The sequence below is a fragment of the Sutcliffiella horikoshii genome (genome assembly GCF_020524325.1).
In the GTDB taxonomy this organism is placed as follows: Bacteria; Bacillota; Bacilli; order Bacillales; family Bacillaceae_I; genus Sutcliffiella_A; species Sutcliffiella_A horikoshii_D.
In genome coordinates this window covers 18,202-32,010 of sequence record NZ_JAIVKY010000012.1, presented here as the reverse complement: position 1 = coordinate 32,010, position 13,809 = coordinate 18,202, and the positions used below count along the sequence as shown (strand labels likewise).

Genomic DNA, 13,809 nt, shown 5'->3' with positions numbered 1-13,809 from the left:
AATCCATCAAACTCCTAGTGAAAAATTCTATAACTAATATAGTTTATCATAATTAAATATGGTGGGTAACGATTTCATGCCTTTTTTCTAGGGCTAGTAAATCTTTCCTCTCTTCCATTATCAACAGGAAATCTGGAATTATTACAAAATGATTTCTGAAATGACTTTTTTATTGCGTTAAATGTAGAACAAAGGAATTTAGATGGAGGATGTAGAAGATTACAGAGTGGTTGATTAATAATATGTATTCCTAGTTCCTAGTTACTTGTCCGTTGTCTAAAACAATAATCTTTGAGAAAAGAATCTAAATATATGATAAGTGGGGGAAGATCATGATCCAACACATGGTGAAGGAAGAAACCAGGAAGTTGGAGGCAGAAATAGAAACGCTAACTGCCAAGCTTCAAAAGCTGGAAAAGGAAAACAGGTTTCTGCAACTTACATTTGAACATGCCAATGATGCAATAATCTTATTCAATGAAAATGTCGAATTCTTTCAAGTGAACCAAAAAGCATGTGAACTTTTTGAATTGCCTAAAGAGGAATTGTTACAGCGCAAGTTGCATGATTTCCTAGAGTTAATGCCAAAAGAGGAAGTAGAATATCAGGAAGCTCAGTTAAATGAATTAGGAGAATTGAAAAATGAATTGATTGTGCGGTTGGATAACGGTTCAATAAAATTTGTGGAATATTCCGCTGTTCGTAACCCGGATGAAAGTGGACTGGATATATGTATCATCCGTGACATATCCACAAAAAAACAACTAGAAAAAGAATCTAGCAAAAGTAAACAAATGTATCATGATGTAATAAATAGAGCAGTGGACGGAATTGTGGTGTTTGACAGAGATGGGTTGTTTATCGATGTAAACCCTGCATTTTGCTCTAATTTTGCCATGCCGAAATTAGACCTTTTACAATCAAAGTTGGATGATTTTGTGGAAGACGGATTTCAATATAAAATGACGAAGATCTGGAATCTTTTAGATAACCATGGTCGGGTTAGGGGAGAATTGCCGGTAGTTCTTCATACAGGTGAGCGTAAGACCTTTGAAGTCACCATTACAGCTAATATTTATGATGACTACTATTTAGCAATAATGAGAGATGTAACGGAAAAACGAAATATGGAGCTACAACTGAAGAAAAGCGAAGAGCGTTTCAGAGAAATGTTTCAACACGCATTGGACGCGATCGTATTGGTAGATAATAATGGGCAAATAAAACGGGCCAATCCTGCTGCAAGCAGAGCTTTTGAATTACCACTGGATGATTTGGTTCGCTCGAAGCTTCACGAATTCGTTCCCAAAAATGATAAAAGAGTATTTTCCATTGTTAAACAGTTCGGTGCAAGGGGAGAAATAAGAGAAGAACTTGAGTTTCATATGCCAAACGGACAGAAGAAGCTATTAGAGTTCACAGCGAATAAAGGCATCATTGATGGTTTTAACATGATAATATTCAGGAACGTCAGTGAACGAAGAAAAATGGAGAAAGATTTAAGAGAGAGCGAACAGAAATTCAGAAAGATTTTTAATAACGCCATGGATGGCATACTTCTTTGGGACAACAAATGTAATATTATTGATGCCAATCCCAATGCCAGCAAAATTTTAGGTTTGTCCAAAGAAGATTTAATGAACAACTCCCTTCATTGGTATATTCCACATGATCAGTTGAAGGAAATTCAGTCACAGTGGAAAAAGTGCCCGGAAAGCGAAGAGTTAAGTGGAGAGGTATGCTTGGATGGGGAGCTTGGAGCGCAAATCATTGAATACTCTGCCAAGAAAAACGTCATTGAAGGGTTGCACATGACGATTTTCCGTAATATAACGGAAAAAAGGGAAATGGAAGATCAACTTAGAAAGTCAGACACCTTGACCGTCGTTGGCGAGTTAGCCGCAGGAATTGCTCATGAAATAAGAAACCCGATGACTGCACTTAAAGGATTTATCCAGCTCTTACAAAACAGCATGGCAGAAGATCAATATACCATGTATTTTGATGTGATCACCTCTGAGTTAAAAAGAATTGAATCCATCATTACGGAATTCCTCGTATTGGCAAAGCCACAGGCGATTTCGTATCAAAGAAAAAATGCGACTGTCATCATGAAGGAAACATTGGATCTGTTAAGTGCCCAAGCATCTTTGGAAAACGTTCAATTTATTACTTCCATTGAGGATGGGTTACCGGACATTTATTGTGAACCTAATCAACTAAAACAAGTGTTTATAAATATATTAAAAAACGCCATTGAAGTTATGCCTAAGGGAGGGACGGTATCTGTTGGCCTTGAAAAAATAGAAGGGGAGCAGATACTAATTTCCATTATGGATGAAGGAACAGGAATCCCGGAAGATAAGCTGAAAAAGCTTGGGGAGCCTTTCTATACAACAAAGGAACGTGGTACAGGACTTGGTCTTATGGTAAGCTATAAAATTGTAGAGGAACACAATGGGACCATTGAAGTCAGCAGTGAGCTTGGTAAAGGTACTACATTCCATATTAAATTGCCGATAGGGTCACCTACCGTTCATTAAATCGGACAAGAAGAAAGAGGGAATCTATTTATGTACCGGTACAGTAGCGTTCTAACTCCAATAGGCACTATATATGTTATTTGTCATGAAGAACAACTAGTTAGAATTGAGTTTGATAAAGAATTTCTTCAAAAGGATAAGGAAGGTAATTTATACAATTACACACCTAATGATCCATTATGTGAATTGGCTACATTCCAACTTCAAGAATATTTTGCGGGTGACCGCTCTGCGTTTGATTTACCATTTCATTTGGAAGGGACAACTTTTCAAAAGGAAGTCTGGGAGGCATTGAGCAAAATCCAGTATGGAGAAGTGAAGTGTTACCAGGACATTGCTAAAGAAATAAACAGACCCTTAGCAGTCAGGGCAATTGGACAAGCGAACCGAAGAAATCCACTGCCTATTGTCATTCCTTGCCACCGCGTCATTGGTAAGAATAAAGACCTGGTAGGGTATGCTGGAGATAAAATCGGGATGAAAGAAGAACTATTAAAATTAGAAGGCGTATTGCTATAGAGCTTAAAAAGAAATAATGTGGAAACTTTGTACGATAGTGATTAAGCTATCGTATTTTTTTGTTCATAAAGTTGCAAGCATGTATCAATTTTTCATTTTCTTCATATAATTTACTATAACTAAAAATGTTGCTCAAGGGCAAAACTGGAGATGAACAAAATGGGGAAAAATAATAAAATTATTTTTTATACAAAGGTATTAACCAAACTAAATGTTATCAGCCCGGAAGAAAAAGGTTCGATTTTAAACAAAGATAAGAAAAAAGGTTGATTTCACCATTCGATTAGATTATCATCTAATTAGATATACATCTAATCGAAGGTGAAGGAGTGGATTATCCTGCAACTGGATAAACTCGTCAACTATTACAAAGTGATGGGGGATACAACTAGAATTAAACTGTTGGTCTTATTATCGACCGAAGAACCTCTAAGTGGACAAGAATTAGCAGAAAGATTAGGGGTAAAACCTCCGACGATCTCCCATCATATTACCAAGTTAAAAGAAGTAAGTGCTGTGTATGAAAGAAGAGAAAAGAACACTGTTTATTATTACTTGAATCAAAAGGCGTTAAGACAACATAGTGAAGGTCTTTTTATCGTCTTAGAAAGAAGCGGAAAAGGGGAGAGGACGATGGAAGAGCAAAAAGAGAGAGAACAGATCTTGCAGAATTTCCTTGCCAAGGATGGAAAATTAAAAACCATTCCGGCGCAACGGAAGAAGAAATTAATTATTTTTGAACATATCCTCAAAGACTTGGAGATGGGGAAGAAGTACAGTGAAAAGGAAATCAATGAACACATAAAACAATTTCACGAAGACTATGCGACGATACGCAGGGAATTCATCATCAACCATTACATGTACCGAGAAGCAGGAATATACGAACTAAACCCAACAGAAATGTGGGCGAAATAAAGAAGGTTAAAGATAATTTATTTTCTTTTAATCTTTAGTTGTTTTGATAAACTCCGCTGTTCCTTTCCGCAAATGGCTACGCTTTCCGCGGGGCGACCTTGAGCCTCCTCGACAAGCCTGCGGGGTCTCAACATTGTCGCTACTCCCCCGCAGGAGTCTTCGCCATTTGCTTCAATCCACAGCTGAAAATATTATAGAAAACTATCTGGTTTTGGGAGATATTGATCCAGGTTAAAAGGGGATAACTAAATTATGAACGTAGAATTAACGAGATTTAGAATTCTGGCATGAATGTATAGACGAAAGCTTTAATTCAATCGACTTAAAGACAGAATTAGTTATGATACTTCAAAAAGTAATGATTAATATGCCCCAACAACTATTAAAGTAAACCTGCAAATAAGATTACCTTGTTGATTTAAGTGGAAGGCGAGAAGACTCCTCGAAAATGTTATCGCATTTTCTTCGTGCGATGAATTGCTGAAGGAGCTTTCCTTGTCCTATGGGAGGAAGGGACAGGGAAGACCCCGCAGGGCATCAGCCCGAGGAGGCTTCCGGACCGCCCATGGAAAGCGAAGCGCCTGGAACGAAAATCAACAGTAAGTGTAATTTTAATGTAATTAAATATTATCTATCAATCTTTAAAGAGTTCAGGGATGGATTTTAGATAGTCGCCTCTGATGATGCCTTTTTCGGTAATGATGGCGGTTATCAGTTCATTTGGAGTTACATCAAATGCCGGGTTAAACACGGAAATGCCATCTGGAGCTATTTGCTTCCCTCCAAGGTGAGTGATTTCCTCAGGCCTTCTTTCCTCAATTTCAATTTCTTCTCCATTTTCCTTTGACAAATCAAAAGTCGATAAAGGTGAAGCTACATAAAACGGAATGCCAAATGCTTTAGCTAAAATCGCAAGTCCGTAGGTACCAATTTTGTTTGCGGTGTCCCCATTGGCAGTAATTCTGTCAGCCCCAACAATAACAGCCGAGATTTCTTTAGTCTTGATGGTGTGGGCTGCCATGTTATCCGTAATTAACGTTACATCTACACCGGATTGCTGAAGCTCCCAAGCAGTTAGTCGAGACCCTTGCAGGACTGGTCTTGTTTCACAGGCAAAAACACTTAAAGGAAAATTCTTTTCTTTTGCTAAATGAAATGGAGCTAGCGCTGTCCCGTAACGGGCGGTTGCTATGGATCCTGCATTACAGATGGTCAGCAGTTTATCATTTTTTTGAAACAAGGAAAGAGCATGTTCCCCGATAAGTCTGCAGGTAGCTTCATCCTCTAGCTGGATTTGAATCGCTTCATGAACCAGATTTGTTTTTGCTTCGTTTACGGATGATGCTTGCAAAGACACTTGGATAAGACGGTCGATAGCCCAAAAAAGGTTGACAGCTGTAGGACGGGATGTTGCCAAGTAATCCCGGTCCTTTTTCAACTGAGTTTGAAACTCAGCTAAACTAGCCGTGTTATAGGAATTTGCAGCGAGGACAAGCCCGTATGCTGCTGTGATGCCGATTGCAGGTGCCCCTCTTACTTTAAGGGTAACAATGGCATCATAGACATCATGAATGGTATGCAACTCAATGAACACAGTCTCTTGAGGCAATTTTTGTTGATCTAATAAACGAATATAGGAGTCTTTCCATTCTACAGAAAGAGGTAGATTTGTCGCGATTGTCATAAATTATCCATTCCCTTTTAATTCATTATCAAGTAGTGATTCAACATCTTGAATGTTACGGATGTGTGCTGCGTTTTTAATTAATTTTTGCCCTAGTAACAAAGCTTGTTGTTTTACTGAAATTCTACGCTCATAAGGTTGGATTGTATCAAGGTCGGCTACATGCGCCAAGCCAATGGTGCGTCGAATAACTTCACATCCGGCAAACCCAATAGCATCTGTAAAAACTTTTTTCAAGAAGAAATCTAAGTATCCTGGTGTTTGTGTGAAGTGTTCCACACTTTGTGTCTTCCATAAATCTGAGAAAGTGGACGTGAATCTTTCCCACACTTGATACAGATGGGAGGTGATACTAGCCCTGTTACTGTCGTCTTTAGTGATTGCTTGTAAGAGGATATTGGCAAAGAACTGTCCAACGTCAAAGCCGATTGGTCCGAAAAATGCAAATTCAGGGTCAATCACTTTTGTATCAATTTCACTAGCAAAAATGCTTCCTGTGTGGAGGTCACCATGTAAAAGTGCTTCTCCGTTGCTCAAAAATGTGTATTTCAGCTTTGCCACTTCAAGTTTTAATTCCACATCATTCCATATTTCCTCTACAGAACCAAGCAGCTCAGGCTCATAATCGTTCGTCTCACTTTCATAAAAAGGATCTGTAAACACTAGGTCTTCCGTAATCTTACAAAGCTCAGGGTTTGTAAATGCCTGCTGAAGTTTCTTCTTATCTTGTTGATTCAACCCAAAATCAGAAGTGTAAAACAGTGTTTTCGCCAAGTATTCCCCAATATGTTTTGAGAGAAGAGGGAAGTCCTTGCCGTTTAAGAAACCATTTCGAACGATTTCCAAATGGGAAAGGTCTTCCATGATTGTTATCGCTAAAGCCTCGTTTGTATAATAGACTTTCGGAATAAGGTTAGGTACCAACGTGGCGGCGTTCTTCAAATAATTACCTTCAATTGTTGCCCTGTGCAGGGTCAATGGCCAGCTTTCTCCAACAACTTTTGCATAAGGCAATGCCTGCTTAATAATTATCCCTGTATTGTTTTCATCCCTTATGTGAAAGACAAGGTTCAAATTTCCATCCCCGATTTCTCGGCAATGTAAGAGTGCACCTTCTTTAAAGAATTCAAGATCTTTTGCCAGTGCAATTGCGGTAGATTCTGTTAACGGCTCATATTCAGTAGTTGCTGTAATTGTCATATTTATAACCCCCGTGATAAATGATTGATTAATTACGGGGCAATTATTTATTTAAAAATAAAAGCCCCTTTCCATAAGAAAGAGGCTTGAAGAGTAGACTTCTCCCCTCTTATCTGCCAGAAATAATTTCTGCTGGAATTAGCACCGTGCCTTATGAACGATTACGTTCGGCGTCCACAAATGTGTAACGCCCTGTTTCACAACAGTATTACGGTCGGTTGCTGGGTTTCATCGGGCCAAATCCCTCCACCTGCTCTTGATAAGAGATCACAATCAATAAATTGTGAATGTATAAAATTGTGTGAAAATTATTGCTTGATGAAAATAATAACAAGGTGAAGGGAAAATTGTCAATAAGTTTTTTTAATAATCTTTTTTATGACCATTATCAGATTTTTTAAAGAATTTAATGGAATTGTATGAATTGTTTGGTTAAAACCTTGAAAAAATGATAGGCACCTGTTATTATTAAACTATTATTTTTGTTCGTGAATATGGAAAGTCAGAAACACGTTTTCGTCTTGAAATGTTTGAAAGAGCAAGAATAGTAATATTTACGTGGGTAAACCACAAGGAGGAACAAACATGTTACAAGGTAAAGTTAAATGGTTCAACGCAGAAAAAGGTTTTGGATTCATCGAAGTTGAAGGTCAAGACGACGTATTCGTACACTTCTCCGCAATCCAAGGCGAAGGTTTCAAAACTTTAGAAGAAGGTCAAGAAGTTTCTTTCGAAATCGTTGAAGGTGCTCGTGGACCTCAAGCTGCTAACGTTACAAAATAATGCTAGCCAAATAGAAAAGGACTCCCATTGCGGAGTCCTTTTTGTTTTGGAAGAGTAAGAGAATTTATAATACAGTTGATTTTCGTTCCACGCGCTTCGCTTGCCTGCGGAAAGTGAAGCCATTTCCGGAAAGAAACAGCGGTGACTAACCCATCAACTAAAATAAATTAATAGTATTGTGGTCTTCGATCTTCGAAGATTGGGATTCTTTTTCTTACTTCCTCAACCTTAGCCAAATCTATCTCAGCTGTAATGATTTCTTCCGTTTCCCCAGCCTCTGCCACAATTTCCCCCCAAGGATCGATAATCATCGAGTGCCCAGCAAAAGCATTCTTAGGATCAGCACCAGAACGATTACATGCGATTACATAGCACTGGTTTTCAATGGCCCTCGCAATAAGAAGGGTTCGCCAATGATCGACCCTTGCCAACGGCCACTCAGCAACAACGAATATCGCTTTTGCATCTTTCGTAGTATGCGCTCGGATCCATTCAGGAAAACGGATATCATAACAAATGAATCCTGCACATGTTTCACCATCAAGCTCAAACATCCCATCTGTCTTCCCAGGTTGGAGGAAATGATGCTCGTCCATCAAGCGAAAAAGATGCAATTTACTATATTCGCCTGCTACTACACCATCTTTGTTGACGGTAATCATTGTATTATAAATACCTTTGTTCGTTTTTTTGGCGACAGAACCCCCCACAATGTGAGTTTTCAGTTCCTTTGCAGCAGATTTAAGGAATTTAGTCGTAACAAAACCGCCGGAATCCGCAATTTTATCAAGGCGCCCGAGGTCATAGCCTGTGGACCATAGTTCAGGAAGGACTATGATATCTGGTCGATCCTTTCCTGCCACAGTTAGCAGTTCACATGCTTTTTCTATATTTGCTTCGGGATCACCGAAGGCTACATCAAATTGAATACAAGCTATTTTCCATTTCATATTTTTATCCCCCCGTTGAAAAAATACTTTACAAGTTGAATTTAACAATATATGATTTGTGACTAGGATTTCAAGAATTTTTTAAGTAGGTGAAAAAGATGAAACACTTTCAACAATCTGAATTATTAAATACACTGCCTAAACAGTTCTTTGCTTCATTGGTTGAAAAAGTGGGGAAAGTTGTAGCACAAGGTCATGATGTTATTAATCTTGGACAAGGAAACCCTGACCAGCCGACTCCTGAACATATTGTAAAGTCGTTACAGGAAGCTGTAGAAAAACCGAATCATCATAAATATTCCCCATTTCAGGGTCATCATTTTTTTAAAGAAGCGATCGCAACTTTTTATAAACGAGAATACGATGTGGACATAAATCCAGAAACTGAGGTGGCCATCCTCTTTGGTGGCAAGGCTGGACTTGTGGAAATCCCCCAATGTTTATTGAATGAAGGGGATACCGTACTTGTCCCAGATCCAGGCTATCCGGATTATTGGTCTGGTGTAGCATTGGCTAAAGCTAAAATGGAATATATGCCATTAAAAGAAGTATATCATTTTTTACCAAACTATGAAGATATCAATCCGGAAGTCTTAAAAGCTGCGAAGCTTATGTTCCTCAATTATCCCAATAATCCGACAGGAGCTGTAGCGAATTCTGCTTTTTTTGAGGAAACTGTAGAGCTTGCAAGTGAGCACGGTATTTGCGTTGTTCATGACTTTGCCTATGGCGCTATCGGCTTTGATGGGAAAAAACCACTTAGCTTCTTACAGACCCGCGGTGCGAAAGATGTCGGCATTGAAATCTATACTTTGTCGAAAACTTTTAATATGGCAGGCTGGCGAGTGGGGTTTGCAGTGGGGAATGAAAGTGTGATTAAAGCTATCAATCTTTTGCAGGATCATATGTATGTAAGTATTTTTGGCGCAATCCAAGAGGCGGCTGCAACTGCTTTGTTAGATAAACAAACCTGTGTACAAGAGTTGGTAGATTTGTATGAGGAAAGAAGAAACGTCCTTATTCATGGGTTACAGGAAATTGGTTGGGAAGTAAAGGCGCCAAATGGGTCATTTTTTGCATGGTTAAAAGTTCCGGAAGACTATACTTCCGAAGAGTTTGCAGATAAGCTGCTTGAAGAAGCACATGTGGTGGTAGCCCCTGGTATTGGCTTTGGGTCCTATGGGGAAGGTTATGTTCGCGTCGGTTTGTTAACTAGTACAGAAAGATTACAAGAAGCAGTTCAACGAATCAGAGAGTTAAAGATTTTCTGAATAGTCTGTTGACATAAGTTCAAAATGATGGCATAATCTCAACTAGAATTTAGTATTTAGATAATTTGAACTTTATAATAATCCAATCTTATCAAGAGCAGGTGGAGGGACTAGCCCGATGAAACCCGGCAACCGACTTATTCAGTTAAGCACGGTGCTAAATCTTGCAGCATAAAGCTGATAGATAAGAGGACGTTAGATAGACTAACCTCTTCTTATGGAAGGGGTTTTTTGTTTTTTATTTTTTATCATCGTTAGAAAGGGTGTACATAATGTCGGAAATTCTAGCAACCTATCTGGTTCATGATCATAAAGGGAATCTTGAAAAAAAAGCGGAAGGTATCGCGCTCGGTCTTACAATCGGATCTTGGACGGACCTCCCGCAGCTTGAACAGGAACAACTGAAAAAGCATAAAGGTAGAGTCGTAAGCGTGAAAGAGCTCTCGTCAAGTGACAGGGTGGATGCTTATTTAGGAAAAGGGGTAACACGCGGGATTATCCAAATTGCTTATCCAAGTTTCAATTATAGCAACGACCTTCCGGCCATTTTAACCACGGTATTTGGCAAGCTGTCATTAGATGGCGAAATAAAATTGATTGACCTTGAGTTTAGCAGTGACTTGAAGCTAGCATATCCTGGACCGAAATTCGGAATCGAAGGGCTTCGCTCCATTACTGGCGTTCATCATAGACCATTTGTCATGAGCATTTTCAAGGGGGTAATTGGCAGGGACCTTGATTATCTTACGGATCAGTTGAGGAATCAGGCACTCGGGGGAGTGGATTTCATCAAGGATGATGAAATATTGTTTGAAAACAACCTTACCCCTTTTGAAAAAAGGATTACCGAAGGCAAAAGGATACTTGAGGAAGTGAAAGAAGACACAGGTCATCGAGCAAGATATGCGGTAAACCTGACAGGCCGTACGTTAGAACTTAAAGATAAAGCAAAAAGAGCGGTAGAATTGGGTGCTGATTTTCTGCTATTTAATGTTTTTGCTTATGGACTTGATACACTTCAAAGTTTAGCTGAAGAAAAGGAAGTATCCATTCCGATTATGGCACATCCGGCAGTTAGCGGAGCGTTTACCCCTTCAGAATTTTATGGCGTTTCTAATGAATTGTTGTTAGGAAAACTTTTACGTTATGCCGGAGCTGATTTTTCTTTATTCCCATCGCCTTATGGAAGTGTTGCGTTGCCAAAGGAACAGGCGCTTGGAATTCGTGATGCCCTAACAGTAGCAGACAATCAGTTTAAAACGACTTTGCCTGTACCATCAGCTGGAATACACCCAGGACTTGTACCGCTCCTTTATCAGGACTTTGGAAATGATGCGGTCATTAATGCAGGAGGCGGTGTCCACGGACATGAGCTTGGTGGGGCAGCCGGGGCAAAAGCTTTTCGTCAAGCAGTTGATGCGGTAAAGGCTGGGGAATCACTGGCATCTTACGCCGAAAAACATCCTGAGTTAGAGGTAGCACTGAAGCAGTGGGGAAGTGTGGAGGTTACAACATGAAAGCTAAAAAGCCGATGATATTTTGCGACTTTGATGGAACCATCACCAACAGTGACAATATCATTGCCATCATGAAGAAATTCGCCCCAGCAGAATGGGACGACATTAAAAATAAGGTACTATCCCAAGAGATCTCCATCAAGGAAGGGGTGGGGAAAATGTTTTCCCTTCTTCCTTCTGAGAAAAAAAAGGTTATTACGGAATATATTTTAGCTCACGCTGAGATTCGTGATGGCTTCAAAGAGTTTGTGGCTTTTACAAAAGAAGAAGATATTCCTCTTTATATTGTTTCTGGCGGCATTGATTTTTTTGTAGAACCACTTTTAGATGGGCTGGTAGAAGAAGCGAACATCTACTGCAATCACTCCGATTTTTCTGGAGAAACAATAAACATCCTTTGGCCGCATTCATGTGATTCGGAGTGTAACAATGATTGTGGCTGCTGCAAGCCATCAATTATTAGGAAGCTTGCCAAAACAGACACTTTTAAAATAGTGATTGGTGATTCCATTACAGACTTAGAAGCGGCTAAGCTTTCTGATCAAGTGATTGCTAGAGACTTTTTGATTAAAAAATGTGAGGAACATTCCATCAGCTTTTCCCCATTCGAAACATTTTTTGATGTGATGGACATTTTGAAAAAACGGGAGGTGACAGCATGAGTCAATTTTTGGGGAAATGGTCAGAGCTTTCTGAGGTTAAGGAAGAGTTAGCAGGGCGTGATTGGTTCTTTGGTACAAGTGGAAACCTTTCTATCAAAGTATCAGATACCCCACTGCAATTCTTGGTTTCCTCAAGCGGCAAGGATAAAAGAAAGAAAACCTCAGAAGATTTCCTACTTGTAGATGAACTAGGTAAAGCTGTCGAAAATACAAGCTTGAAACCTTCAGCAGAAACCTTGCTTCATTTAAAGGTATACCAAAAGACGAATGCAGGTTGTTCCTTGCATGTTCATACAGTAGATAATAATGTCGTCTCTGAGCTGTATGGGGACCATGGTGAGATTCGGTTTAAAGGACAAGAAATCATTAAAGCATTTGGTATTTGGGAAGAGGATGCAGAAGTAAGCATCCCAATCATAAGAAACCATGCGGATATACCAGCTCTAGCAGACGATTTTTCTCAATATATAGATGGAGATGCTGGAGCTGTCCTCATCAGGAATCATGGAATTACTGTATGGGGCAAAACCGCCTTTGAAGCAAAAAAATACCTAGAAGCCTGGGAGTTTCTATTCTCCTATCATTTGAAATTATTAAGCGTGAAAAACTTAATACAACCGAAAGTATCTATTTGAATCTTAGTTAGAAAAGTTAGTTCAATAGTTTCCCTAGCTGTGGATTGGAGCAAATGGTGAAGACTCCAGCGGGGGAGTAACGGTAGCTTGAGACCCCGCAACGAAGTGAGGAGGCTCAAGCACCGTCCCGCGGAAAGCGAGCCATTTGCGGAAAGGAACAGCGGTTTTTAATAGTGATATAAATTTAGGAGGAGTTTAACATGGCAGAAATCAGATTACACGAAACAAATGAAAGAATTAGTGGAAAAGAACAGGTAAAAAGCTTCCTTAATAATAATGAAGTAATCTACGAAAACTGGGACATTGCAAAACTCCCGCAACACTTACAGGAAAACTTTTCTTTATCAGATGAAAACAAAGAAGAAATCCTGACAGTTTTCAAAGACGAGATTGCTGCGATTTCTTTGAAAAGAGGTTACAAGGCACAAGACGTTATCTCCTTATCTGATACAACACCAAACTTGGAGCAACTTCTTCAGAACTTCAATAAAGAGCACCATCATACAGATGATGAAGTTCGTTTCATTGTCAGTGGTCATGGTATATTCGTTATTCAAGGAAAAGATGGTTCCTTCTTTGATGTAGAATTGGAGCCGGGCGATTTAATCTCTGTCCCTCCTAATGTTCGTCACTATTTCACCTTAATGGAGGATCGTAAAGTAGTTGCGGTTCGAATTTTCGTTACGACAGAAGGTTGGGTACCAATTTATGAAAAAGAGGAAGTAAATAACTAATAAAAAACAGATGACCTTGCGTTTGCAGGGTCATCTGTTTTTATATGGGAAAAGTATATTATACAGTTGATTTCCGTTCCAGGCGCTTCGCTTGCCTGCGGGCGGTCCGTGAGTCTCCTCAGGCTTCGCCTTCCGGGGTCTCACCTGTCCCTTCCTCCCGCGGGCGTCTACGCGCCTTCTACTCCAATCAACTAGATGATTTCATTCACCAAGGGGCTTTGAAAATGCATCTAACCGTGTTAACTGAAAAAGCATTGACGTTCCGTTTTCGTAATTTTTAGCTGTGGATTGGAGCAAATGGCGAAGACTCCTGAGGGAGATAGCGGTAGGTGGAGACCCCGAAGGCGAAGCCGAGGAGGCTCCAGCAGCGCCCCTAGGAACGCGAAGCCATTT

12 protein-coding genes and 2 riboswitches are annotated in these 13,809 nt (G+C 39.7%); of the genes, 9 read left to right on the top strand and 3 right to left on the bottom strand.

The features are described from left to right. The first annotated feature begins 332 nt into the window (after nt 1–332). The 3 genes from LC091_RS17610 (at nt 333) to LC091_RS17600 (ending at nt 3,980) form a co-directional block, all read left to right on the top strand. The gene (locus LC091_RS17610; protein WP_226683337.1) at nt 333–2,543 is read left to right on the top strand and encodes a PAS domain-containing sensor histidine kinase; all 2,211 of its coding nucleotides are present in this window, start codon (nt 333–335) and stop codon (nt 2,541–2,543) included. 30 nt (nt 2,544–2,573) lie between these two features. Beyond that, nucleotides 2,574–3,062, top strand: coding sequence for a methylated-DNA--[protein]-cysteine S-methyltransferase (locus LC091_RS17605; protein ID WP_226683336.1), 489 nt, complete (start codon nt 2,574–2,576; stop codon nt 3,060–3,062). A gap of 339 nt (nt 3,063–3,401) precedes the next feature. Further along, nucleotides 3,402–3,980 (top strand): DUF2087 domain-containing protein, encoded by a 579-nt coding sequence (locus tag LC091_RS17600; protein ID WP_226683398.1) that lies wholly within the window; start codon nt 3,402–3,404, stop codon nt 3,978–3,980. A 634-nt stretch (nt 3,981–4,614) separates the two neighbouring features. On the opposite strand, the gene mtnA is transcribed toward LC091_RS17600, so the two are convergent. Then, the gene (mtnA, locus tag LC091_RS17595) at nt 4,615–5,664 is read right to left on the bottom strand and encodes an S-methyl-5-thioribose-1-phosphate isomerase (RefSeq protein WP_226683335.1); all 1,050 of its coding nucleotides are present in this window, start codon (nt 5,662–5,664) and stop codon (nt 4,615–4,617) included. A gap of 3 nt (nt 5,665–5,667) precedes the next feature. Next, nucleotides 5,668–6,864 (bottom strand): S-methyl-5-thioribose kinase, encoded by a 1,197-nt coding sequence (gene mtnK / locus LC091_RS17590; RefSeq protein ID WP_226683334.1) that lies wholly within the window; start codon nt 6,862–6,864, stop codon nt 5,668–5,670. A gap of 106 nt (nt 6,865–6,970) precedes the next feature. Continuing rightward, a riboswitch (SAM riboswitch) is annotated at nt 6,971–7,130 on the bottom strand. Between the two features lie 319 nt (nt 7,131–7,449). Here mtnK and cspD point away from each other — a divergent pair. After that, entirely contained in the window at nt 7,450–7,647 is a 198-nt protein-coding gene (gene cspD, locus LC091_RS17585) for a cold-shock protein CspD (protein WP_010192350.1), read from the top strand. A 167-nt stretch (nt 7,648–7,814) separates the two neighbouring features. Here the strand turns inward: cspD and LC091_RS17580 are convergent, their stop codons facing one another. Next, nucleotides 7,815–8,597: a carbon-nitrogen family hydrolase gene (locus LC091_RS17580; RefSeq protein WP_226683333.1), complete on the bottom strand. Its 783-nt coding sequence runs from the start codon at nt 8,595–8,597 to the stop codon at nt 7,815–7,817. Between the two features lie 98 nt (nt 8,598–8,695). On the opposite strand from LC091_RS17580, the gene LC091_RS17575 reads away from it, so the two are divergent. The 5 genes from LC091_RS17575 (at nt 8,696) to LC091_RS17555 (ending at nt 13,416) form a co-directional block, all read left to right on the top strand. Continuing rightward, the gene (locus LC091_RS17575) at nt 8,696–9,868 is read left to right on the top strand and encodes a pyridoxal phosphate-dependent aminotransferase (protein ID WP_226683332.1); all 1,173 of its coding nucleotides are present in this window, start codon (nt 8,696–8,698) and stop codon (nt 9,866–9,868) included. An 85-nt stretch (nt 9,869–9,953) separates the two neighbouring features. After that, nucleotides 9,954–10,059, top strand: a riboswitch (SAM riboswitch). Nucleotides 10,060–10,140: 81 nt separating this feature from the next. Beyond that, entirely contained in the window at nt 10,141–11,385 is a 1,245-nt protein-coding gene (gene mtnW, locus LC091_RS17570; protein ID WP_226683331.1) for a 2,3-diketo-5-methylthiopentyl-1-phosphate enolase, read from the top strand. Beyond that, complete coding sequence (locus tag LC091_RS17565; protein ID WP_226683330.1) at nt 11,382–12,047, top strand: 2-hydroxy-3-keto-5-methylthiopentenyl-1-phosphate phosphatase; 666 nt, start codon at nt 11,382–11,384, stop codon at nt 12,045–12,047. The genes mtnW and LC091_RS17565 overlap by 4 nt, the downstream gene beginning before the upstream one ends. Next, nucleotides 12,044–12,682 (top strand): methylthioribulose 1-phosphate dehydratase, encoded by a 639-nt coding sequence (locus LC091_RS17560; RefSeq protein WP_226683329.1) that lies wholly within the window; start codon nt 12,044–12,046, stop codon nt 12,680–12,682. Before LC091_RS17565 ends, LC091_RS17560 begins: the two co-directional genes overlap by 4 nt. Before the next feature lie 200 nt (nt 12,683–12,882). Then, a complete protein-coding gene (locus LC091_RS17555; RefSeq protein ID WP_226683328.1) occupies nt 12,883–13,416 on the top strand; it encodes a 1,2-dihydroxy-3-keto-5-methylthiopentene dioxygenase in 534 nt (177 codons plus the stop codon). Nucleotides 13,417–13,809: the final 393 nt, after the last annotated feature.

Excerpts from the sequence above, each read along its gene's own strand:
- LC091_RS17610 (WP_226683337.1), top strand. The coding sequence starts at position 333 with ATGATCCAACACATGGTGAAGGAAGAAACCAGGAAGTTGGAGGCAGAA.
- LC091_RS17605 (WP_226683336.1), top strand. The coding sequence starts at position 2,574 with ATGTACCGGTACAGTAGCGTTCTAACTCCAATAGGCACTATATATGTT.
- mtnA (WP_226683335.1), bottom strand. The coding sequence starts at position 5,664 with ATGACAATCGCGACAAATCTACCTCTTTCTGTAGAATGGAAAGACTCC.
- mtnK (WP_226683334.1), bottom strand. The coding sequence starts at position 6,864 with ATGACAATTACAGCAACTACTGAATATGAGCCGTTAACAGAATCTACC.
- cspD (WP_010192350.1), top strand. The coding sequence starts at position 7,450 with ATGTTACAAGGTAAAGTTAAATGGTTCAACGCAGAAAAAGGTTTTGGA.
- LC091_RS17580 (WP_226683333.1), bottom strand. The coding sequence starts at position 8,597 with ATGAAATGGAAAATAGCTTGTATTCAATTTGATGTAGCCTTCGGTGAT.
- LC091_RS17575 (WP_226683332.1), top strand. The coding sequence starts at position 8,696 with ATGAAACACTTTCAACAATCTGAATTATTAAATACACTGCCTAAACAG.
- mtnW (WP_226683331.1), top strand. The coding sequence starts at position 10,141 with ATGTCGGAAATTCTAGCAACCTATCTGGTTCATGATCATAAAGGGAAT.
- LC091_RS17565 (WP_226683330.1), top strand. The coding sequence starts at position 11,382 with ATGAAAGCTAAAAAGCCGATGATATTTTGCGACTTTGATGGAACCATC.
- LC091_RS17560 (WP_226683329.1), top strand. The coding sequence starts at position 12,044 with ATGAGTCAATTTTTGGGGAAATGGTCAGAGCTTTCTGAGGTTAAGGAA.
- LC091_RS17555 (WP_226683328.1), top strand. The coding sequence starts at position 12,883 with ATGGCAGAAATCAGATTACACGAAACAAATGAAAGAATTAGTGGAAAA.